This window comes from Streptomyces kronopolitis (genome assembly GCF_014646275.1).
Classification (GTDB): Bacteria; Actinomycetota; Actinomycetes; order Streptomycetales; family Streptomycetaceae; genus Streptomyces; species Streptomyces kronopolitis.
Genome location: NZ_BMND01000003.1, coordinates 87,922 through 110,147 on the forward strand (window position 1 = coordinate 87,922; position 22,226 = coordinate 110,147).

General features: G+C 70.5%; 17 protein-coding genes. 12 read left to right on the forward strand and 5 right to left on the reverse strand.

Annotation, left to right across the window (positions count from 1 at the left end):
- Positions 1 to 57: 57 nt before the first annotated feature.
- The 6 genes from IEY78_RS04655 (at position 58) to IEY78_RS04680 (ending at position 8,761) form a co-directional block, all read left to right on the forward strand.
- Positions 58 to 1,017 carry a DUF4192 domain-containing protein gene (locus IEY78_RS04655; protein ID WP_229699733.1) on the forward strand — a complete coding sequence of 320 codons (960 nt, stop codon included), beginning with the start codon at positions 58 to 60 and terminating at the stop codon, positions 1,015 to 1,017.
- A gap of 194 nt (positions 1,018 to 1,211) precedes the next feature.
- Complete coding sequence (locus tag IEY78_RS04660) at positions 1,212 to 3,224, forward strand: glycogen debranching N-terminal domain-containing protein (RefSeq protein WP_189096275.1); 2,013 nt, start codon at positions 1,212 to 1,214, stop codon at positions 3,222 to 3,224.
- 48 nt (positions 3,225 to 3,272) lie between these two features.
- Positions 3,273 to 4,037, forward strand: coding sequence for an NUDIX hydrolase (locus tag IEY78_RS04665; protein WP_189096276.1), 765 nt, complete (start codon positions 3,273 to 3,275; stop codon positions 4,035 to 4,037).
- 819 nt (positions 4,038 to 4,856) lie between these two features.
- Positions 4,857 to 5,858 carry a FadR/GntR family transcriptional regulator gene (locus IEY78_RS04670; protein WP_308426855.1) on the forward strand — a complete coding sequence of 334 codons (1,002 nt, stop codon included), beginning with the start codon at positions 4,857 to 4,859 and terminating at the stop codon, positions 5,856 to 5,858.
- A 397-nt stretch (positions 5,859 to 6,255) separates the two neighbouring features.
- Positions 6,256 to 7,815 (forward strand): RNA polymerase sigma factor, encoded by a 1,560-nt coding sequence (locus tag IEY78_RS04675; RefSeq protein ID WP_189096278.1) that lies wholly within the window; start codon positions 6,256 to 6,258, stop codon positions 7,813 to 7,815.
- A gap of 136 nt (positions 7,816 to 7,951) precedes the next feature.
- Entirely contained in the window at positions 7,952 to 8,761 is an 810-nt protein-coding gene (locus tag IEY78_RS04680) for a serine protease (protein WP_189096279.1), read from the forward strand.
- A gap of 123 nt (positions 8,762 to 8,884) precedes the next feature.
- Here IEY78_RS04680 and IEY78_RS04685 read toward each other — a convergent pair whose 3' ends face one another.
- Positions 8,885 to 9,115, reverse strand: coding sequence for a DUF7455 domain-containing protein (locus tag IEY78_RS04685; protein WP_006602664.1), 231 nt, complete (start codon positions 9,113 to 9,115; stop codon positions 8,885 to 8,887).
- A 444-nt stretch (positions 9,116 to 9,559) separates the two neighbouring features.
- Here IEY78_RS04685 and IEY78_RS04690 point away from each other — a divergent pair, with 444 nt between their 5' ends.
- From IEY78_RS04690 to IEY78_RS04715, 6 genes are all read left to right on the forward strand, one after another.
- The gene (locus IEY78_RS04690; RefSeq protein WP_189096280.1) at positions 9,560 to 11,680 is read left to right on the forward strand and encodes a DNA gyrase/topoisomerase IV subunit B; all 2,121 of its coding nucleotides are present in this window, start codon (positions 9,560 to 9,562) and stop codon (positions 11,678 to 11,680) included.
- A 154-nt stretch (positions 11,681 to 11,834) separates the two neighbouring features.
- Positions 11,835 to 12,323, forward strand: coding sequence for a DUF1453 family protein (locus tag IEY78_RS04695; RefSeq protein WP_189096281.1), 489 nt, complete (start codon positions 11,835 to 11,837; stop codon positions 12,321 to 12,323).
- A 30-nt stretch (positions 12,324 to 12,353) separates the two neighbouring features.
- On the forward strand, positions 12,354 to 13,520 hold the full coding sequence (locus tag IEY78_RS04700; RefSeq protein ID WP_189096282.1) for a sensor histidine kinase: 1,167 nt from the start codon (positions 12,354 to 12,356) through the stop codon (positions 13,518 to 13,520).
- The gene (locus tag IEY78_RS04705; RefSeq protein ID WP_189096283.1) at positions 13,517 to 14,191 is read left to right on the forward strand and encodes a response regulator transcription factor; all 675 of its coding nucleotides are present in this window, start codon (positions 13,517 to 13,519) and stop codon (positions 14,189 to 14,191) included. The genes IEY78_RS04700 and IEY78_RS04705 overlap by 4 nt, the downstream gene beginning before the upstream one ends.
- 107 nt (positions 14,192 to 14,298) lie before the next feature.
- Positions 14,299 to 14,820: a DUF485 domain-containing protein gene (locus IEY78_RS04710; RefSeq protein ID WP_189096284.1), complete on the forward strand. Its 522-nt coding sequence runs from the start codon at positions 14,299 to 14,301 to the stop codon at positions 14,818 to 14,820.
- Positions 14,817 to 16,421 (forward strand): monocarboxylic acid transporter, encoded by a 1,605-nt coding sequence (locus tag IEY78_RS04715; RefSeq protein ID WP_189096285.1) that lies wholly within the window; start codon positions 14,817 to 14,819, stop codon positions 16,419 to 16,421. The genes IEY78_RS04710 and IEY78_RS04715 overlap by 4 nt, the downstream gene beginning before the upstream one ends.
- Positions 16,422 to 16,579: 158 nt before the next feature.
- Here the strand turns inward: IEY78_RS04715 and IEY78_RS04720 are convergent, their stop codons facing one another.
- The 4 genes from IEY78_RS04720 to IEY78_RS04735 all read right to left on the reverse strand — a co-directional run bounded on the left by IEY78_RS04720 (position 16,580) and on the right by IEY78_RS04735 (position 22,200).
- Complete coding sequence (locus tag IEY78_RS04720) at positions 16,580 to 17,254, reverse strand: DUF7342 family protein (RefSeq protein ID WP_189096286.1); 675 nt, start codon at positions 17,252 to 17,254, stop codon at positions 16,580 to 16,582.
- Positions 17,251 to 18,906 carry an ATP-binding protein gene (locus IEY78_RS04725; RefSeq protein WP_189096287.1) on the reverse strand — a complete coding sequence of 552 codons (1,656 nt, stop codon included), beginning with the start codon at positions 18,904 to 18,906 and terminating at the stop codon, positions 17,251 to 17,253. The genes IEY78_RS04720 and IEY78_RS04725 overlap by 4 nt, the downstream gene beginning before the upstream one ends.
- Before the next feature lie 836 nt (positions 18,907 to 19,742).
- A complete protein-coding gene (locus IEY78_RS04730; RefSeq protein ID WP_189096288.1) occupies positions 19,743 to 20,741 on the reverse strand; it encodes a ferredoxin family protein in 999 nt (332 codons plus the stop codon).
- Positions 20,742 to 20,949: 208 nt separating this feature from the next.
- Positions 20,950 to 22,200 carry a citrate/2-methylcitrate synthase gene (locus IEY78_RS04735; RefSeq protein WP_189096289.1) on the reverse strand — a complete coding sequence of 417 codons (1,251 nt, stop codon included), beginning with the start codon at positions 22,198 to 22,200 and terminating at the stop codon, positions 20,950 to 20,952.
- Positions 22,201 to 22,226 lie beyond the last annotated feature (26 nt).

Here is a 22,226-nt window from a genome sequence, read left to right on the forward strand (position 1 = left end):
GGACTGATCGGCCTGTACCGATCCACATCACCCGAACGAGACACGGCCTCGTACTGCCTGAAAACTTCCAGATCAGCCGGATGGAGACACGGCACGAGTGCAAGAGAAAACTGCTGCCCCGATTTCCGGTGCTGCCCCGCCGAGGGCACCCCCATGGTCATGCCCGGCACCTCGGTGATGGCCGCGGCCGCCGCCTATGCGGGCATGCAGGTGCGCGGCTCGCTCAAGGAGATGGAGGCCCGGCTGACGCCCCGTACGGGCAGGCGGGCCGTGGAACAGGAGAAGACGCTGGACACGGCGGCCGGCGCGCTGGTGCCGCGCATGCTCGAACGGGACGGCGCGGCGGCCGTCCGGCAGAACACCCTCGCCCTGGCCGGAGCCATGATCCACCGATTCCGTCAGGACACCCCCTCGGGCAGCAACCGCGCCCGGGACGCCTGCGACGACGCCCTGATCACCGATGCCGAGGCCGCCGATCTCATCCTGGGCCTCCAGGACCGCGTCACCCGCGACCGGGCGGCGGAGTGGATGGACGGCTCAGCTGCCGCGCCCGCCCTGCGGCTGTGGCGCGCACTCGCCCGCCGCTGCGCCGGCGGCTACGCCGAGCACGCGGTGGCGCCGCTCACCCTCGCCGGCTGGGTCTGCTGGTCCACCGAGGACGGACCGTCGGCACGCGTCGCCCTCAGCTGCGCCCTCTCCCTCGACCCCGAGTACACCTTCGCCCAGCTGCTGCACCGCGCCATCAACGAAGGCCTCGATCCGGAGCCGCTGCGCCGCTGCCTGCGTGAGCAGCACCACGAGGCGACGGGCACCGCTGACGGCGAGCCCACGCCCGACGCCGGATCCGCAACCACCACCGAGGGGACGCGACGACCGGCCGGGCGCCCTGGGCCGACGCGTCGCGGACCGGCTCGCCGCCTCCGCGGACCACGGGGCAGCACGGGCCCGGGCACCCGTTCGACGGACGGGCGCGGCAGGCGCCGGACCGGCCGGGACGGCGACCGGAGCCGGCGGTGAACACGACATGGCTGCGCGGCCGACGTGACCTGGGCGCCGGCCGGGCCGTTCACCTGAGTGGCGTAGGCCGTACGAAGCCCCGACCTCACCAGGGAGCGCACAGCGTGCCAGGCATCGTCCCCCTCACTCATCCGCCTCAGCGGCCGACCGGCGAGCGGCGTCCGGCGCCGCCCCGGCCCCCGCAACCGCAGCCCGTGCACTCCTCACTCGTCTGCGTCGCCCTCCCGGCCCTCGCGGTGTCCCCGGCCTCGGGGCAGTTGACCGGCCAGGGCACGGACGGTTTCTACCGCGACGGGCGGCGGGTTCTCTCCCGCTGCGAGCTCCGGGTCGCGGGCGACGAACCACTCGTCCTCCAGGGGCGGTTGGACGGCGCGGACCGGGCCCGGTTCCTCGGGGTGATCCGCAGGGTGGGAGAGCGCGGACCGGACCCGGACATCCGCGTGGAGCGACTGCGCTCCGCCGACGGCACCGAACGGATCACCTTCCACAGCAGCGCGTCGCGACCCGTCCGGCTGCCGGTCGAAATCCGCCTGGGTACGGACCTCGCGGAGCTCGGGAGCATCGCCGTGGGTCTGCCCGGCCCGGAGCTGAGAGCCGCGGTCCATGGCTCCGGACTGCGCTGGTCCGGGGCCGGAGTGCATGCGGTGGTGTCCGCGTCGCCCACGCCCCAGGACGCGCTCGCCTCAGCGGGCCTGCTGCGCTGGGAGCTGGAGCTGCCACCCGGCGGCCGCCGCACCGTCGAGCTGCACACCGGACTGGAGCACGACGGCGGCGATTCAGCAGGTCGGCGGCGTTCCGGCACGGTCCTCATTCCGGGCCCGCGCACCGAACCGGGCGTCGCACGCACCCGCAGCGCCCGCCCACCGCGGCCCTGGACGGCGGCCCGCCTCGAATGCGACGACCACCGCGCCGACGCGCTCATGGCAGCCGCCCTCGACGATCTCCACGGCCTGGTGATGCGGGACCCGGCCGCTCCCGCGGACACGTTCGTGGCGGGCGGATTCCCCTGGCGCTGCGGCCTTTCCCCGGTCGAGGCCCTGTGGGCCGCCCGGATGCTGCTGCCCCTGGGCAGCCGGCTCGCCGCGGGCACGCTGCGGGTGCTTGCCCGAAGCCAACAAGCCGCACCAGGGGTGGATTTCGGCCGAATTCCCGGCCCGCTCCGGGACGCCGGACCGCATGCCCCGCCGAGCTGCACCGGCGTCGAAGCGACCCTTCTGTTCCCCACCGTCCTCGCGGAGGCCCGCCGCTGGGGGCTTCCCGACCACGAGACGGAGCGGCTGCTGCCCGCCGCGGAACGCTGCCTGAGATGGCTGCGGACCGTCACCGACCCACCGGCCGGCAGCCGCGGCGGCTACGTCCCCGACCCCGCGCCCGGCGGACCGTACCGCTGCGAGACCCAGGCCCATGCCCATCGCGCGGCACTGCTGGGCGCCGACCTTCTCGAAGCCACCGGTTCGTCCGACGCGGCGGCGCTGCGTGACTGGGCCGCCGACCTGCGCACCCGGTTCCGCACGGACTTCTGGTGCGAGGACGGTGCCGGCGGCCGCCCCGCCGCCCTGCTCACCGCCGACGGGCGCCCCCTGCCGCAGCTCGGCTCCACCACCGTCCACCTCCTCGACACCGGGCTGCTCGGCGGTGGGGCCCTGGCCCCCGGCCTGCTGGACGCCACCCAGACCGACCAGCTGGCCAGGGCGTTGGAGAGCCCCGCCATGGACTCCGGGTGGGGCCTGCGCGGAATGGGCACCAAGGAGAGCGGCTACAACCCGTTCGGCCACCGCAGCGGTGCGGTCCGCGTCCATGACACGGCGATCGCCGCCGCCGGACTGGCCGCGGCCGGCCACGAGCAGGCAGCCGGGGCCCTGACCAGGGGGATCCTCGACGCGGCGGACAGCTTCGCGCACCGCCTCCCCGAGATGTACGCGGGGGAGCAGCGCACCGCCGGCGGCGTGCCCGTACCGCATCCGGCGGCCTGCCGCCCCGCTGCCGTGGCGGCGGCAGGCGCGGTGCACATCCTGATCGCTCTCGCCGGTCTGCGCCCCGATGTCCCGGGCGGGACGGTGTCCTTGCGGCCACTGCGCACCGCCCCGCTCGGCGCGATACAGCTCACCGGCCTGAGCGTGGCCGAGCAGCCGTTCGCCGCACGGGTCAGCAGACTCGGCATGGGGATGGTGGAGACGGCCGCGGAGGGTCTGCAGCTGGGCTCGTGAGGTGCCGTGGGACCTGTTTATCGTCAGGCGGACGACTATGATCACGCCATGCCTCCCTACGACCCGTCGGCCTTCCCGCCCTTCGCCGTCACTGTCGACCTGGTCGTGCTCACCGTGCGCCGCCACGCCCTGTGTGCGCTGGCCGTGCGGCGCGGTGAGCCGCCGTTCCAGGGCCGCTGGGCCCTGCCCGGCGGGTTCGTCCGTGCCGACGAGGACCTCGAGGGCGCGGCCGCACGGGAGCTCGCCGAGGAGACCGGGCTGCATGCCCACTCCCCGGCCGGACCGGCCCCCGTCTATGGCGCGCACCTCGAACAGCTCGCCACCTACGGCGACCCCGAGCGGGACCCGCGGATGCGGGTCGTCAGCGTCGCGCATCTGGCCCTCGCCCCCGACCTTCCCGCTCCCCGCGCAGGCGGCGACGCCCACAGCGCGCGCTGGGCACCGGTCGACACCCTCTTGGAGCAGGACGACGCCCTCACCCGCGAGGGTGAGCTGGCGGCTCCGCTCGCGTTCGACCACGCCCGGATCCTGGCCGACGGCGTCGAGCGGGCCCGTTCGAAGATCGAGTACTCCTCGCTCGCCACGGCCTTCTGCCCGCCGGAATTCACGGTGGGGGAGCTGCGCCGCGTGTACGAGGCGGTCTGGGGGGTGGCGCTGGACCCCCGCAACTTCCACCGCAAGGTGACCGGGACCCCCGGCTTCCTGGTGCCCACCGGTGGTACGACGACCCGTCAGGGCGGCCGCCCCGCACAGCTGTTCAGGGCTGGTGGAGCGACGCTGCTCAACCCGCCGATGCTCCGCCCCGAGGTCTGAGACGTCGCGTGCAAGGCCCGACATCGGAGGGCCTGGCTTCACCCACGGTGACACGACGAACCGTCAAGATTGAACATTACGAGAAAATAGGACATATCGCAGGTATCTTGGCCGAGTGAGTCCTTACGTCGCCCCAAGAGCTTCCGGCCGGCCTCACGCCCCACGAGGGGCACCCGGTCCGCCGCCGTCGCGCCCGTCCGGCGAACCTCGCGACCGGCGACCACCCGTCGCCGATGACCCCGGAGGTGCGGCTTCGCGAGGCCGTGATCTCCCCGTGGCGGCGACCGGCCCGGCCGGACCGTAGTCGAAGAGCCGAGCGCAAACCCCGGCCCCCTCCGCCGGCCGGGTCCCTGGGGTGGTGTCCTTCGACACCCCTCACGCCTGCCGCGGTGTGGAATGGCCTGCTCTCGTGGCAAGTTGGGCGAAGTGTCGACCGGGCGTGCCCGAGTGGAAAGAGGGGCTGGTGAGGTATTCCGTTCCGCCCCGGCCGGATTCCCGGAGAATTCCCGTCATTTCCGGTGAGGTGGCGTTGTCATCTGCCCTTCGGTGCCCGCGTCAAGAGGTCGTTCGGAATTGACCAAAGAACGCCGGTTCGTGATGCGGTTCACGAGTCAACCAGCAAGTGGGGTAGGGGTGTTGCTGTGGCGCATCTGACCTGCGGTGATGTGTGCCCGGCGGGGTGTGGCTGACTCTGCTGATCGAGTAAGGCATATGTTTTGGCGCCGTGTTGTTATGGCTGCTGCTCGCAACTCGCCGCAGAGAGCGCATTTCTTTCCGATAAAGCGTCAATTCGGGGATGGGGGGCGATCACCCTTTCGTGTGCTTTTCACCAAAGACCTCAAGGGTGTTCAGAGTGTCGCCGACAACAGATGCGTGAGTACCCTTGCGCACACCATGATGACCGCGGCTCGCCCCGGCGACACCGGCCTCGCAGGCCCGGGCGAGCTTGACCGCTACCCCTACGCCAACGCCGGCAACGCCGCGAACGCCGCCAGCGCGGCCGGCCAGGACCGTGCAGAGCGCGTTTCGCAGGTCTGGGACGGCTCCGAGGCAGACATCGGCCGGGTCGGCCGCCGCGCCGCCGGAAGCCGCGGACGAGGCCTGCACGGCCAACTCGTCCAGCAGCTCGGCCAGATGATCGTCTCCGGCGATCTCGGCGCCGACCGCCCGCTCGTCCCCGAGGAGATCGGCCAGCGCTTCGAGGTCTCCCGCACCGTCGTCCGCGAGTCGCTGCGAGTCCTCGAGGCCAAGGGCCTCGTCAGCGCCCGCCCGAACGTCGGCACCCGGGTCCGCCCGGTGAGCGACTGGAACCTCCTCGACCCCGACATCATCGAGTGGCGGGCCTACGGGCCGCAACGCGACGACCAGCGCCGTGAGCTGTGTGAGCTGCGCTGGACGATCGAGCCCCTCGCCGCCCGGCTCGCCGCGGGCCACGCCCGCGAGGACATCCAGCAGCGGCTCGCCGACATGGTCGAGATCATGGGCCACTCCGCGGCCCAGGGCGACACCATGACGTTCTCCCGCGCCGACGCCGAGTTCCACTCGCTGCTGCTGCAGCTCGCCGGCAACCGCATGCTCGAGCACCTCTCGGGCATCGTCTCCGCGGCCCTCCATGTCTCGGGCGGCATCGCCGGCGGCTGCGAGCGGCCGGTCGAGACGTCCGTGGGCCAGCACATGCGGGTCGTCGACGCCATCGGCTCCGGCGACGCCACGGCGGCCGAGTCCGCGATGCGCCAGCTCCTCGCCGCCCATGGCGAGCCCGGGGGGCAGGGCTCCGGGACGCCCGCCGACCACGTCGTCCCCGCGCCCCGCGAACACTGAAAGCCCGTACCCGACCGCGTACGGGCCATGGGCGCCACGCGGCTGCCGTGCCCTGCACGCCCTCCGGGCGGGGCACGCCGCACGCGGCGAAGGCGCAGAAGATCGCCGGATCCGGATCGTCGACCGGATCCGGCGAGAGGTCTCGGGAGGGTTGCATGTCATATGACTGGGAATGGGTCGTTATGGGGTGTGACTCGGGCCACGCAGATTGGGCGTAACACTCTTCAGGGAAGCGCGATGACTTAAGAGGTGATAGCCGAGGAGGGAATAAGAGCGGCGTGAGAGACGCTGTTCAACTCCCCGGTTGCCCCTGCGCCGTCGGTCTATCCCCACCGGCGGTCGTCGGCTCCGATCCACAGTGGACGGGGTCGGAAGCCGTTTCCATCGTTCCGAGAGGTTGTTCGTGTCGGCCAGCACATCCCGTACGCTCCCGCCGGAGATCGCCGAGTCCGAGTCTGTGATGGCGCTCATCGAGCGGGGAAAGGCAGATGGGCAGATCGCCGGCGATGACGTGCGTCGGGCCTTCGAGGCTGACCAGATTCCGCCAACCCAGTGGAAGAACGTTCTGCGCAGCCTCAACCAAATCCTCGACGAGGAGGGTGTGACGCTGATGGTCAGTGCCGCAGAGGCGCCCAAGCGCACCCGCAAGAGCGTCGCAGCGAAGAGTCCGGCGAAGCGCACCGCCACCAAGACCGTCGCGGCGAAGGCCGCCACGGTCAAGAAGACCACCGCCGCCGCGTCCTCCGCCCCTGTGGCGGACCCGCCGGCCGGTGAGTCCGAGTCCGCGCCCGCGAAGAAGGCAGCGGCGAAGAAGACGGCCGCCAAGAAGACCGTCGCGAAGAAGACGACGGCCAAGAAGGCCACCGCCAAGAAGACCGCGTCCAAGAAGGACGTCGACGAGCTCCTCGACGAGGACGTGACCGAGGAGACCCCGGCACCCGGCAAGGGTGACGCTCCCGAGGCCGCCGAAGGCGCGGAGAACGCCGGCTTCGTCCTGTCCGACGACGACGAGGACGACGCCCCCGCACAGCAGGTCGCCGCGGCCGGCGCCACCGCCGACCCGGTCAAGGACTACCTCAAGCAGATCGGCAAGGTCCCGCTCCTCAACGCCGAGCAGGAGGTCGAGCTCGCCAAGCGCATCGAGGCGGGCCTGTTCGCCGAGGACAAGCTGGCGAACGCCGACAAGCTCGCCCCCAAGCTCAAGCGTGAGCTGGAGATCATCGCCGAGGACGGCCGCCGGGCGAAGAACCACCTCCTGGAGGCCAACCTCCGTCTGGTCGTCTCCCTGGCCAAGCGGTACACCGGCCGCGGCATGCTCTTCCTGGACCTGATCCAGGAGGGCAACCTGGGTCTGATCCGTGCGGTCGAGAAGTTCGACTACACCAAGGGCTACAAGTTCTCGACCTATGCGACGTGGTGGATCCGCCAGGCCATCACCCGCGCCATGGCCGACCAGGCCCGTACGATCCGTATCCCCGTCCACATGGTCGAGGTCATCAACAAGCTCGCGCGCGTCCAGCGCCAGATGCTCCAGGACCTGGGCCGCGAGCCCACCCCGGAGGAGCTGGCCAAGGAACTCGACATGACCCCCGAAAAGGTCATCGAGGTCCAGAAGTACGGCCGCGAGCCGATCTCGCTGCACACCCCCTTGGGTGAGGACGGCGACAGCGAATTCGGTGACCTCATCGAGGACTCCGAGGCGGTCGTCCCGGCCGACGCGGTCAGCTTCACGCTTCTGCAGGAGCAGCTGCACTCGGTTCTCGACACCCTCTCGGAGCGGGAGGCCGGCGTCGTCTCGATGCGCTTCGGTCTCACCGACGGCCAGCCCAAGACGCTGGACGAGATCGGCAAGGTCTACGGCGTCACGCGTGAGCGGATTCGTCAGATCGAGTCGAAGACCATGTCCAAGCTGCGTCACCCGTCGCGCTCCCAGGTGCTGCGCGACTACCTCGACTAGTCCGGCCCGCCCGGACGGCGTCATGGAGCCCGGTCTCTCCCTCCGGAGGGGCCGGGCTCGCGCATGTCCGGGTGCGCGGGGCGATCGTTGGCGTCACTCTGGGTGTGCGTGCACTGTCCCGGAGTCAGGAGTCCGTATGCGTCCGTCCGCCCGCGCTGCCCTCGCAGCACTCGCGCTGGTCCTCGCCCTGCCGGCGACGGCGGCCGCGGACGGGTCGGTGATCGGTGGCAGACCCGCGCCGTTGTCGCACAGCCCGTGGGCGGTCGCGCTGGCCTCGCACGAGCGCTTCGGGCTGCAGCGCTCCGGGCAGTTCTGCGGCGGCGTGCTCGTCGGGCACTCGACGGTCGTGACGGCGGCGCACTGTCTGAGCACGGAGGTCCTGGGTGTCCCCTGGCGGCAGGTCCGGGACCTGCGGATCGTCATCGGACGCGACAACCTCACCGGTGGCGGCGGCCAGGAACTCAAGCCCGCGAGGGTCTGGGTCAATCCCCGCTACAACACCTGGACCAACGACGGCGACATGGCCGTCCTCACGCTGGCCAGGCCGGTCCCGAACCGGCCCATCGTGGTGGCCAGGCGGCATGACAGCGCCTACCGGCCGGGCAACGCGGCGACGGTCTACGGCTGGGGGGACACGACGGGTGGCGGCAGCTACGCGTCACGGCTGCGGGCGGCGCACGTCAATGTGCTGCGCGACGCGGTCTGCGCCCGCGCCTATCCGGGCAACGCCGACGGCAGATACCGTGCGCGGTCGATGATGTGCGCAGGGGAGCCGACCGGCGGTCGGGACGCCTGCCAGGGGGACAGCGGTGGACCGCTGGTCGTCCGGGGCCGGCTGGTCGGGCTGGTGTCATGGGGGACCGGCTGCGGTCAGCCGGGCAGTCCAGGGGTCTATACGCGCGCCTCGGCGCTGCTCCCGGCGGTATCCGCACACGGGGCCGGCTGAGCCGCGCGCGGGGCTCTCAGGGCCGCGTGCGGGCGCACGACTGCGGGCGGCCTCCCGGTGGTGCCGGGTGGCCGCCCGCGGTACGGCGCTGTGCCGCTGTTCGCTCGTCGTGGATGCGAAGTGTCAGCGTTCCTCTTCGGACGCGGACGCCGGAGAAGCGGTGAGCCGCTCCGTCTCGTCCTGTATTTCCGCGGCGATCTTCTTGAGTTCTGGCTCGAACTTGCGACCGTGGTGGGCGCAGAAGAGCAGTTCTCCGCCGGACATCAGGACGACGCGCAGGTATGCCTGGGCGCCGCAGCGGTCGCAGCGGTCAGCGGCCGTCAGCGGGCTCGCGGGTGTCAGAACAGTAGTCACGTCGCCTCTTCTCTAGCTCGACGAGCTGTCGTACCAGGGTCAACATCCAACCAGGCCGAAAACGTTCCCGCTCGTGCCTTTTCCTCGAAAAAACTCTCCGAGGGGGCCGGGTGCTGCCGGGTGGCGGCGAATGAGCCGTGTTGCGTGGTGGTCTGATTCACGTTGGTTGTTGGTCTCTGTCCTCCCGGCTGGCTTGCCGGTTGTTGATGAGGACGTGCCCGGAGCCTAAATGGTTCATGCCTCGAAGGGAACGTGATGTGCACGTCACTGCGATGTCACCCCTACGAGGGATCGAACGCATGAGCGAAATTCTACTAGCATGAGCATGGTTACGGGTGGCGTCACATCGGCTCTACCAGGCCTCGGTACCCTCTGACCGGCGACACCGCCACAACCGAGTCCGTGGAATGCGGACTGCCAGAAATTCAGCGAGGAGCGAACCGCGTGACCGCCGAGATGTCCGTGCCGTCCACCGCAGTGCTGACCGGGGCAGACCGGGACGGATCCAACTACACCGCGCGGCATCTGCTCGTCCTCGAGGGGCTCGAAGCCGTCCGCAAGCGCCCGGGCATGTACATCGGCTCGACGGACAGCCGCGGCCTGATGCACTGCCTGTGGGAGATCATCGACAACTCCGTCGACGAGGCGCTGGGCGGCTACTGCGACCACATCGAGGTGATCCTTCACGACGACGGGTCCGTGGAGGTCAGGGACAACGGCCGAGGCATCCCCGTCGATGTCGAGCCGAAGACCGGCCTCAGCGGCGTCGAGGTCGTGATGACCAAGCTGCACGCCGGCGGAAAGTTCGGCGGCGGCTCGTACGCGGCCTCCGGCGGACTGCACGGCGTCGGCGCCTCCGTCGTCAACGCCCTGTCCGCCCGGCTCGACGTCGAGGTGGACCGCAGCAGCAAGACGCACTCGATCAGCTTCCGCCGCGGCGTACCCGGCATCTTCACCGAATCGGGTCCCGACGCCCCCTTCGACCCGGGCAACGGCCTGCTCAAGGGCAAGCGGATCGCCAAGACGAAGACCGGCACCCGGGTGCGCTACTGGGCCGACCGGCAGATCTTCCTCAAGGACGCCAAGCTCTCCCTGGACACCCTGTACGCCCGCGCGCGGCAGACGGCGTTCCTCGTGCCGGGCCTGACCCTCGTCGTCCGCGACGAGCGGGGCATCGACGGCGCCGGCAAGACGGAGGAGATCTTCCGCTACGACGGCGGCATCAGCGAATTCTGCGAGTACCTCGCGCAGGACAAGGCCGTGTGCGACGTACTGCGCCTGAGCGGCCAGGGCACCTTCAAGGAGACCGTCCCGGTCCTCGACGACCGCGGCCACATGACCCCGACCGAGGTCACCCGGGAACTCGGCGTCGACATCGCGCTGCGCTGGGGCACCGGCTACGACTCGACGCTCAAGTCGTTCGTCAACATCATCGCGACGCCCAAGGGCGGCACCCACGTCTCCGGGTTCGAGCGGTCGGTCACCAAGACCGTCAACGAGGTGCTGCGGTCGAGCAAGCTGCTGCGCGTGGCCGAGGACGACGTCGTCAAGGACGACGCCATGGAGGGCCTCACCGCCGTTGTGACCGTGCGGCTCGCGGAGCCGCAGTTCGAGGGGCAGACCAAGGAGGTGCTCGGCACCTCGGCGGCCTCCCGGATCGTCGCCCAGGTGGTGAGCCGGGAACTCAAGGCGCACCTGACCTCCACGAAGCGGGACGCCAAGCAGCAGGCCCGTGCCGTCCTGGAGAAGATCGTCGCCGCGGCCCGTACGCGCATCGCCGCCCGGCAGCACAAGGAGGCCCAGCGGCGGAAGACCGCGCTGGAGTCGTCCTCGCTGCCGGCCAAGCTGGCGGACTGCCGCAGCGACGACGTCGACCGCAGCGAGCTCTTCATCGTCGAGGGCGACTCGGCGCTGGGTACGGCGAAGCTGGCGCGGAACTCCGAGTTCCAGGCGCTGCTGCCGATCCGCGGCAAGATCCTCAATGTCCAGAAGTCGTCGGTCTCGGACATGCTCAAGAACGCCGAGTGCGGCGCCATCATCCAGGTCATAGGGGCCGGGTCCGGCCGCACCTTCGACATCGACACCGCCCGCTACGGCAAGGTCATCTTCCTGGCCGACGCGGACGTCGACGGCGCCCACATCCGCTGCCTGCTGCTGACCCTCTTCCAGCGCTACATGCGGCCCATGGTCGAGCAGGGCCGGGTCTTCTCCGCCGTCCCCCCGCTGCACCGTGTCGAACTGATCAACCCCAAGAAGGGCCAGGACAAGTACATCTACACCTACTCGGACAACGAGCTGCGCCAGACCCTGCTCGAGCTCCAGCGCACGAAGGTCCGCTACAAGGACAGCATCCAGCGCTACAAGGGCCTGGGTGAGATGGACGCCGACCAGCTCGCCGAGACGACCATGGACCCGCGCCACCGCACCCTGCGCCGCATCAACATCAGCGATCTCGAAGCGGCGGAGAAGGCCTTCGACCTCCTGATGGGCAACGAGGTCGCCCCCCGTAAGGAGTTCATCACCAACTCCGCATCCACTCTGGACCGTTCACGCATCGACACCTGAGTCGTCAGCGGCAGCCGGCGGGCGCCTCTCCACCCCAGGGTGGACAGGTGCCCGTCGGCTTTCCACCCGGGACCCACCCTGGCGCCGATCCGCACGGTGCCGCCGCTCCATAGCGTCGGAGACGTCGAATTCCCGTCCCACGGAGGGCCAGGTCATGAGCGGCTCGCTCAACATTGTTGTGATCATCGGGGTCATCGCGCTGGTGTTCGTCCGGCAGTTCTCGGCGCAGCGGATCTCGTCGGAGGGCAAGGCCTGGTGGCTCATTCCGGTCGTCCTGACGGTCATGGCACTACGGCAGCCCGGCCTCGTCGACCCGGCGCACCACATGGCGTCCGGCGTCCTCCTGGGCGCGGAGGTGCTGATCGGGCTGGCCTGCGGCGCCGGCTGGGCCTGGACAACGCGTATCTGGACCGGCGACGACGGCGCGGTGTGGACCAAGGGGAGCTGGGCGGCGGCCGGGGTGTGGGCCTGCGGCATGGCGCTGCGGGTCGGTCTCATGGGTATCGCCGCGGTCCTGGGCATCCACCAGGGCAGCGCGGCCACGATGCTCTCCGTCGCGGCGATGCTGCTGACCCGTGCAGGAGTCACCACCTGGCGGGCCCAGGGTCTGCAGCGGACGTACCGTGTCCCTGTCGCGGGCTGAAACCCCGCGAGCGCCGTGGAAGGGACCGTAGTGCCACCGACAACCTGGACGAGCTGGCCGTTGCGGGAGTCGCTGGCCCGTGAGGGCGTCAGCGGCGCCCGGTTGTGGATCGGCCGGGCGGTGCGCATCGCGGTGGTGGCGGGGCTGGTATGGACCACCCTGGTGGGACCGGCCTTCACCGGCTGGCGCCTGGTGGCGTTGTGCGCGGGCATCGCGGCCACACTGGTGACGTTCCGCGGCTTCTTCCGTACGACGCTGGCACACCGCCTGTGGCCGTCCATCGGACTGTTCGTCCTACTGCTGGCCGCGGCCTTCGGCCTCGCCGGCGCGGGGGCGCAGGTGCCCGCCACCGTCCTGTGGTGCACCTGTGCCGTCGTCGCCATGGAACGGCTGCCACTGGGCGTCGCCGTACCGTGCTCCCTCGGCGCACTGGGCGGGTACGCCGCGCTGAACACCGGCAACTGGTGGGCGACCGCCGCGACCGCCGCGGGCCTGGGACTGGCGGGCTACGTCGTACGGCTGGACGCCGAGGCGCGCGGCAACGCTCAGCGGCTGCTGGCCCAGGAGCGGGCCGCCCGCGCGGCCGAGGCCGAATCGGCGGCGCTCACCGAACGCGGGCGGATCGCGCGCGAGATCCACGACGTCCTCGCCCACAGCCTGAGTGCCCAACTGGTGCACCTGGAGGCCGCACGGCTGCTGATCCAGCGCAGCACCGACCTGGAGGCCGACCGCGAGCAGCTGCTGGAGCAGGTGACGGCGTGCCGGGGAATGGCCCGTGAAGGGCTGGACGGCACCCGTGAGGCGCTTTCGGCACTGCGCGGGGAGATGATCCCGGTCGAGGACTTCCTGCGGCGTCTGGCCGCCGCTGAGAGCGCTCGGCTGGATGTGACGGGCGAGTCCCGCGCCGTGCCGGCCGAGGCGGGCCTCGCGGTCCGCCGCGTCGCCCAGGAGGCGTTCACGAACGTACGCAAGCACGCCCCGGGGGCCCGGGTGAGCGTGCGGCTGGAGTACGCGGCCGACGTGATCGGGTTGGAGGTGCGCGACTCCGGCGGCCGAGGCGCGCCCGGTGAGCTCGCGGGAAGCGGCTCCGGATACGGTCTGCTCGGGATGCGGGAGCGCGCCGAACTCCTCGGCGGAACGCTGGAGTCCGGCCCCGACGAGGAGGGCTTCGTGGTGCGGTTGCGGGTGCCCGCATGACGGCGGACGCGACAACGCGAGTCGTGGTCGCCGATGACCAGACGGTGGTGCGCGAGGGGATCGTGATGCTGCTGGGGCTGCTGCCGGGGATCGAGGTCGTCGGATCGGCCGCGGACGGCGAGGAAGCGGTCCGCCTGGTTGCCGGACTCGCCCCCGACGTCGTCCTGATGGATCTGCGAATGCCGCGCTGCGACGGTGTCGAGGCCACCCGCCGTATCCGTGCCGAGCACCCCGGTACCCAGGTCGTGGTCCTCACCACCTATGCGGACGACGACTCGCTCTTCCCTGCCCTGCAGGCCGGTGCCCGCGGCTATCTGACCAAGGACGCGGACGGCGACGAGATCGTCCGCGCCATCGCCGACGTGCTCTCGGGGGAGGCCGGGCTGTCCCCCAGGATCCAGCGCCGGCTGCTGGAGCGCTTCACGGAGCCCGTGCGAACGGCGCCGTATCCGCCCGACGAGCCCCCGGACGGGCTGACCGCCCGCGAGGTGGAGGTGCTGCGGCTGGTGGCCGAGGGCCAGTCCAACCCGGAGATCGCCCGCTCCCTGCACGTCTCCACCGCGACGGTGAAGACCCACATCAACAATCTCTTCGCCAAAGCGGGACTGCGGGACCGCGCACAGGCCATCCACTACGCGTACCGGCACGGCCTTGCACAGCCGCCCCAATAGCCCGTCACCTGATGGGGTGAAGGGTTCGCAATGAAGAGTCCAGGATCTTCCTTTCTGTCCACTCTTGGGCCACACGGACAACAAACCCGTGCACCAAGGAGAGTTCGGTGGACAAGCAGGACGGCCGTTCGGCCGGTGAGTCAGGGGCCCTTCGGCTCGACGACCCCTGGTACGACGCTCTCGCCTCCGGGTGGGGCGAGCTGGATGACGAGACAACACCTGCGGACGAGTGGGACCGCACGGAGAAACCCGAACCGGTCCCGGTACCCCCGCCCGTACCGGTAGCGGAACCACGGTCCGCACCGCACGACGAGATCTATCTGGCGGTGCAGCGAAGCGCGGCCTTCCAGGAGGTGCGTCGCCGCTACCGGCGGTTCGTCCTGCCCGGCACGGCGGTCTTCCTGGCCTGGTACCTCGCCTACGTGGTCGCCGCGACCGCCGCACCGGGCCTCATGGCCCATCGCGTCGTCGGTGCGCTGAACGTCGCGATGCTCGCCGGACTCGGCCAGTTCGCCACCACGTTCCTGCTCACCTGGGCCTACGCGCGCCACGCCCGGCTGCGCAGGGACCGCGCGGCACTCGACATCCGCTGGGAAACCCAGGAACTCACCGGGGGGAACATCCGTTGACCGGCGACCACCAGACCCTCGCACTGGTTTTGTTCAGTGTGTTCATCGCCGTCACCCTGGCGATCACCACCTGGGTGAGCCGCCGCCGGCACGGCTCCGCCGAGGAGTTCTACGCCGGCGGGAGACTCTTCTCGCCCATGGAGAACGGGTTCGCCATCGCGGGTGACTACATGTCCGCGGCGTCCTTCCTCGGGATCTCCGGGCTGATCGCCCTCTTCGGCTACGACGGCCTGCTGTACTCGGTCGGCTTTCTGGTTGCCTGGCTCGTCGTCCTCTTCCTGGTCGCCGAACTTGTCCGCAACTGCGGCCGGTTCACCCTCGCCGATGTCGTCGCCGCCCGGATGCGAGAGCGCCCCGTCCGCATCGCGGCCGGCACGGCCTCCGTCACGGTGTCCGTGCTCTACCTGGTCGCGCAGATGGTCGGCGCCGGCAGTCTGGTCGCCCTGCTCCTGGGCGGCGCCAGTCAGCAGGCCCGCACCTGGATGGTGATCGGAGTCGGCGCCCTGATGGTGGTCTACGTCGCCTTCGGCGGCATGCGGGCCACGACCTGGATCCAGATCGTCAAAGCGGTACTGCTCATGGGCGGCGCCATCGCCCTGACCGTCCTGGTACTCATCCGGTTCCACGGTGACTTCAATACGCTGCTGAACACCGCCGCGGAACGCAGCGGACACGGCCGTGAGTTTCTCACGCCCGGTCTCAGGTACGGCGGCGGCTGGACCGCGCGGCTCGACTTCATCAGCCTCGGCATCGCACTGGTCCTGGGGACCGCCGGACTGCCGCATATCCTCTCCCGCTTCTACACCGTCCCCACGGCACGCTCCGCCCGCCGCTCCGTCGTCTGGTCCATCGGCCTGATCGGTGGCTTCTACCTGATGACCATCGTGCTCGGCTTCGGCGCCGCAGCAGTGCTGGGCAGCTCCGCCGTGCATGCGTCCAATGCAGCCGGCAACACCGCCGTCCCGCTGCTTGCCCTCAATCTGGGAGGCGGCGCCGGTTCGACCGGAGGGACAGTTCTCTTCGCCGTGGTTGCCGCGGTCGCGTTCGCCACCATCCTGGCCGTGGTCGCCGGCATCACGCTCGCGTCGTCGGCCTCGGTTGCGCACGACCTGTATGCCTCGCTGCGACGCCCGCGCGGCACGGCGCAGGACGCCCAGCGCGCCGAGGTGGCCGTGGCACGGATCGCGGCGGTGGGGGTCGGCGCGGTTGCCATCGGCCTCAGCCTCCTCGCCCAGGACCTGAACGTCGCCTTCCTGGTGGGGCTGGCTTTTGCTGTCGCGGCTTCGGCCAACCTGCCGGTCCTGCTGTACACCCTGTTCTGGCGCCGCTTCACGACCCGGGGGGCGGTCTGGTCCGTGTACGGCGGTCTGATCCCGGCGATCACCCTGGTCGTGCTCTCGCCGGTCGTCTCGGGCGGCACGGAGTCGATCTTCCCCGGAGTGGACTTCGCCGTCTTCCCGCTCGAGAACCCCGGTGTCGTATCGATCCCGCTGGGCTTCCTGATGGGCTGGCTGGGAACGCTGCTCTCCCCGGAGGCTGCCGACGAAGCACGGCATGCAGAGACGGAGGTACGGGCGCTCACGGGCGCGGGGGCGGCCTAAGTACGAGACCGACGAGTCCGGGGGCGGGCAGGCCCTGGACTCGGAGGGCACGATGCGGGGGTGGGCGGGACCGTGACAGTTGCGCGGTGGTCCGGCTCTTGGCTCCCATACACAGAGTCACCCAATGCACGTCGCTCTTGGGGTGGCGGTTTGCTGGTCTAGACCCACTCGTAGCGGTGCTCGGGGCGGCCGGTCTCGCCGTACTTGAGGGTCAGGCGCACCCGCCCTGCGCGCTCCAGGAGCTTGAGGTAGCGCTGCGCGGTCTGCCGGCTCAGCCCCGCCTGCATGGCGACGTCCTGCGCGGACAGCGGGGCGTCTGCGGAGCGCATTACCGAGCGCACGCGGTCTGCGGTGGCGGTGGAGTGTCCCTTGGGCAACTCGGCGGGCCCCGCGTTGGCGGATGCCAAGGTGCCGAAGATCCGGTCCACTTCGGACTGCTCCGCCTGTCCGCCACTCGCAAAGGTGCGGTGCAATGCGGCATAGCCTTCCAACTTGGAGCGCAGGCCCGCGAAGGTGAACGGCTTTACCAGGTACTGCAGTGCGCCGTGACGCATGGCAGCGTGCACGGTGGCGATGTCGCGCGCGGCCGTCACCATGATCACGTCGGTCAGCACACCTCGGCGTCGCAGGTCGCCGACCAGCTGGAGCCCCGTCCTGTCGGGTAGATAGTGGTCCAGGAGGATCAGGTCGACGGGGTGGCTCTCCAGGGCCGCGAGGGCCTCCGCGGCGGTGTGCGCGAGACAGCTGACCCGGAACCCGTCAGTCTTCGCGACATACGCCGCGTTGATCTTCGCCACGTGCACGTCGTCGTCCACGACCAATACGTTGATCATCGGCCATCCTCTGTTGCGCCTCCGGGAAGACGCGCGCCCGAAGCAGCTCGTCCGGTGCCGTCAGTTTCTGCGACTGCTTGCCGGAGGGTCGTTTCACGCCCTGCTGGAAGCTCATAGGACAGGGCGTCAGGGACAGTCACCGTGAATACCGCGCCACCACCGGGGCGCTCGCCGACCTCGGCGCTGCCTCCATAGCGCTCGGCGAGACGCCGTACGAGGGCCAGGCCGATGCCGCGCTGCCCGTGGGCGGGCGGCTCCTTGGTCGTCCAGCCCTCGGTGAAGATCTCGGCGCGACGCGCTTCGGGCACGCCCGGACCGTTGTCGCTGACCCGCAGGACGGCGGTCCGGTCGACGGTGCACACCTCCACTTCCACGAGCGCGTCACGTCCACCCGACGCAGCGTCCAGGGCGTTGTCCACGAGGTTGCCGAGCACGGTGACGAGGCTGTGCGGATCGACCAGACGGTCGGGCAGGTACGCATCGGGCGAGATGCTGAGGGAGACGCCGCGCTCGGTGGCGACGGTGGCCTTGCCCACCAGGAGGGCGGCCAGCAACGGATCGTGGATGCGTTCGGTGACCTGCTCGGCGGTCGCGCGATGCACGCCCACTGCCTGGGTCACAAAGTCCACCGCCTCTTCGTGCAGCCCGAGTTCGAGCAGGCCGAGGAGAGTGTGCAGCCGGTTGGCGTGCTCGTGGTCCTGGGCGCGCAGGGCATCGATGAGGCCCCGGGTGCCGTCCAGCTCGCGGCCGAGCCGTTCCAGCTCGGTGCGGTCGCGCAAGGTGACCACGGCACCCCCGTCCTCGGTCGGCATGCGGTTCGCCACCAGGACCCGGTGCCCGCTGACGGCCAGCAGGTCAGCCCCCGACACACGGCCGGCCAACACGTCGGTCGTACGACCGGGAGGCAGGGCCGTTTCCAGGGGACGGCCGTTGTCCTCGGCGCGGAGCTCCAGGAGGCGCTGCGCCTCGTCGTTCATGAGGCGGATACGGCCTTGCCTGTCGAGCGCCAGGAACCCCTCACGGATGCCGTGCAGCATTGCCTCCCGCTCGGCGAGCAGTGCGGAGATGTCGGAGAACGCCAGGTCGTGCGTGCGGCGCTGGAGGCGGCGGGAGACAAGGTAGGCGGCGAGAGCGCCCACGGCCAGGGCCCCGCCGGCGTAGGCGAGCAGTTGGGGGACGGTGGAGAGCAGCCGTTCCTGCACGCTCTTGTACGCGATGCCGACGGACACCGCTCCGATGATCTTGCCTTGCTCGTCACGGAGCGGCACCTTGCCACGCGCGGACCTGCCGAGAGTGCCTTCGTCGATCTGCATGACTTCCCGGCCGGAGAGCACGACGCTGGGGTCGGTCGAGACGTGGCGCCCGATCTCGGCCGGATCGGTGTGGGACCAGCGGACCCCTCGCTTATCCATGATCACCACGTATTCGGCTCCGGTGGCGGCGCGAATTCGTTCCGCCTCGTTCTGCACGGGGCCGTGCAGCGTCGGCCGGGAGGACTCCAGGGCGTCGTCGAGGCGCGACTCGGCGGCGGCGGTCTGTGCGATGGACAAGGCGCGGCGCATCGCTTGATCGTCGAGTTGCGCACTGAGCGGGGCGAGGAACAAGCCGGTGGCCAGTGCGGTGACTCCTGCGGCAATGGCCAGCTGCACCATCAGGACCTGGGAGAACACCTTCCGTGGCCAGCCCAGGTGCGGGCGACGAAACCTGGAGGTGGCCGACCCGTGGTTCGGCTGGTCCCGCCGATCACCGGACGCGTGCGGGACGCCGTGGGGTGCGCTGCTGGTGGGGGAGGAGAGCGTTTCGGCGGCGGGAAGCGGCGCGGGACCCGAGGGCTCTGTGGCGCTCGGGCGCGGAACGGAATCCTCCTTTTCGCCCATACGAACGAACAGTAAGCGCGTTGATGGTCGGGCCGGTAACCCTCACAGTGACGAATTCGGAGCGTGTTCGCACCGCGACGCCGACGTGGCTTCGGTCGACCGTGTCCCGATCATGGGCTGGCGCGGAACGCGACTTCGGCTGGTGCGAGGAGTTATCCACAGGCCTGTCGGTTGCGGAACGTGCGCACTTAGCCTCGAAAGGTGAGCCGACTGGGCTCTGCAGGCGTCGGTCTGAGCGCGACCGACTGATGGTCGAGGTGCGCGACCGAGCGCGGAGAGGAGTGGTCATGCGGTGGACGGGGGAGGGCTGCGGGGCCTGGCGAAAGCCGCGAAGGGCGGCTGGTGAGATGCTGCGCGGTCGACGCCGGGCCGGGAGTGATTCATCCCGGCATGGCTGGTCAGTGAGTTTCGCCTGCAGTCTCACGTGGTCCTCGCCCAGCCCCGTGCCGCCGGAGGAGCATCGCCCCACCACCGAGACATCACCGTCGAGCCACCACGCTCCCCGATCTGTAGATGACCGTCGACTCGGCAGAGACGAGGTCCCCGATGGGAGTCGAGTGAGGGAGAACAACGGTGGAGAACCCGGCGGGTGTGCGGCGGAACCCTCGCGGTCAGCTGCCGACGGCTTGCGCCGTCCTCCGGGGCATGCGGTTCACCGCGTCGATGGAGACAACGGCCATACGCGCCGGTGGACCGAGCGGCGCACCACAGCTGGCGGGCGCCGCAGCACCATCGGCCCGCTGTTCGACGGTGACCTGCCAGCTGCGGCCGTCGGAGTGCGCCACGGTGACGGCCCACGCGGAGGAGGCTCCCGTGAGGGAAGAGCCTCCGGGCGTCGCACTGCCGGCCGGCCTCGGTTCGGGCCGCACCGTGTCGGTCCGTACGACGTCGAGTGCGTCCGCCCGATCCTCTCCGAGCAGTTCGCGGACCGCCAGGTCGGCGGCCTGTCCCGGCCGGTCCCACGCCGAACGGCCGCGGCAGTGGTCGATCGTGATCCGTCCGTCGCGCGCCGCTTCCACAGCCTCCTTGACGAGGGGAGCCGAGGCACGTCCGTAGGCGTAGCCGAAGGGCAGGACGAACAGAGTGGGGGAGAAGCGATGCCCTCCGATGTGGGTGACCTCCCAGGCCTCAGCTCCGCTCGCAGCGAGCTCGGCGGCCAGCGGGCGCCCGAGCAGAGCGCAGCAGCGGTCCCGCTTGCCGTTGGTGCACACGAGGACCAGCGGTTCACCGATGTACGGCTCCCAGAGGCTGTGGTGCTCGCCAGCTCCCAAAGCCGTGAAGTCCAGACCGAGAGCCGCCCGCGGGTCGCTGACGGTGGTGGTGCGGATCCAGGTACGTCCGGGAGCGGTGTGCGCGAGGAACATCCGGTGCCGGGCGGTGCCGTTGCAGTCGGCATGGCGCCCGGGGCGGCGGATCAGGGCGACCCGCACGCCCGTCCCCTCGGTCGCGGCCTCCAGGGCCCGGCCGACATCAGGATCGAGGTGACTGTTCGTCAGCGCTTGGGCTCCCCAAGGTCCCGTCTGCTCGATGAGCAGCCAGGTTCGGGCGGTGGCCGCGGTCGCGGTGAGCGATTCGGCCGATTCACGGGAAGCGGTGGCACAGGTACTCACATAGGTGAGCCTAACCTCATCCGCTGAGTGCCCGACGCCGGGTGTCCCCCAGCGGGTGACGGCGATGGCTCGCGTCGCCTTACCCGGGAGTCCTTACGGGCGGTTCAGCAGTGCCGAGGGCGGTCGCGGCGGCGGAGTCTGTGTCCCGGCGCCGGCTCCCGTAAGGCTCAGCAAGGTGAAGCGCCGGCCTCGCCCGCGAACTCATCGCTCACGGCAACCGCTGTGGAGGACGGGGACCGTGATACTGGCCGCTGGGACGCAGGCGCAGGGGGCTTTCGGAGTATTCCTCCAGGGCGTGGGCGATCCAGCCTGCTGTGCGGGCAATGGCGAAGATCGTCTCTCCGGCCTCGGTCGGCATGCCTGTGGAAGCGGTCAGTACGGCCAGTGCCAGGTCGACATTTGCGTGCAACTCCGTATGGCGGGCCGTGGTGGTGATCACTTCACGGGCGGCCTGCAGGGCGAGGTGGGCACGTGGCACATCCTCCAAAAGGCGGAACAGCGTGCGAGCCCGCGGGTCATCACCGGGATAGAGAGGGTGACCGAGTCCTGGTACCCCTCGGCCGGCCCGCAGATGGTCGGTCACGACGGCGGCCGCGCTGCCCCGGTCCAGTACCTCCGCCAGCATCCGGTGGGCAAGTCCGCTCGCCGCGCCGTGCAGCACGCCGTCCAAGGCCCCGAAGCCGGCTGAAACGATCGCATACGGATGGGCACGGGCAGAGGCGGCAACCCGGACTGCGAGCGTAGAGGCGGCGAGGTCGTGGTCGATGAGCAGGACCAATGCGGCGTCCAGCGCTCGGAGCGCCTCGGGAGTGGCCGGTTCCGCGGTCAGTCGTGACCAGAGGCGTGCGGCGAGGGCATCGTCGGCCGGTGACTTCGGGGCATGCGGTGGCAAGGCGTCGACGAGGGTGGGGATGAGGCTGCGGGCGATGTCGACGACGGTGTCCTCGGACAGGTCGAAGCGGAGCGGGTCGGCGGCCGCGGCGGCGATCACGCCGACCCGTAGCCGGTCCATCGGTCCGCTGTGTGCCGGCAGGGCCTCAACGGCGCGTTGGGTGGCGGACAGTGCGTCGCGCGGTGCTGTGAAGCGCATGCCGGGGCGTAGTTCACCGGTCCACAGCCACTCGGCGACTTCTTCGTAGCTGTAGTGGGCGGCGAGTTGCGAGGTGTCGACGCCGCGGAAGTAACAGTGATCGCGGTCGATCAGGGTGATGCCGGTGCGGATCGCCAACTCGCTGCCGGGTGTCGCGGATTCGCGGCGGCCGACGCGGCGGGCCAGTGCCTCGACCTCTTTCGCGTCGAAGGTGCTGCCACGACTGCCGGGCGTACGGCGGCTGGTCAGTTGGCCGCGGCTGACATAGGCGTACACCGTCTCCGGTTTCACGCCGAGCCGCTCGGCCGTCTCCCGGGTGCTCAGTCGCTGTCCGCCCCGGCCTGGTGCCGCTTCCTGCTGGTCTGCCATGGGATCACCGTATCGGGATCGTCCAC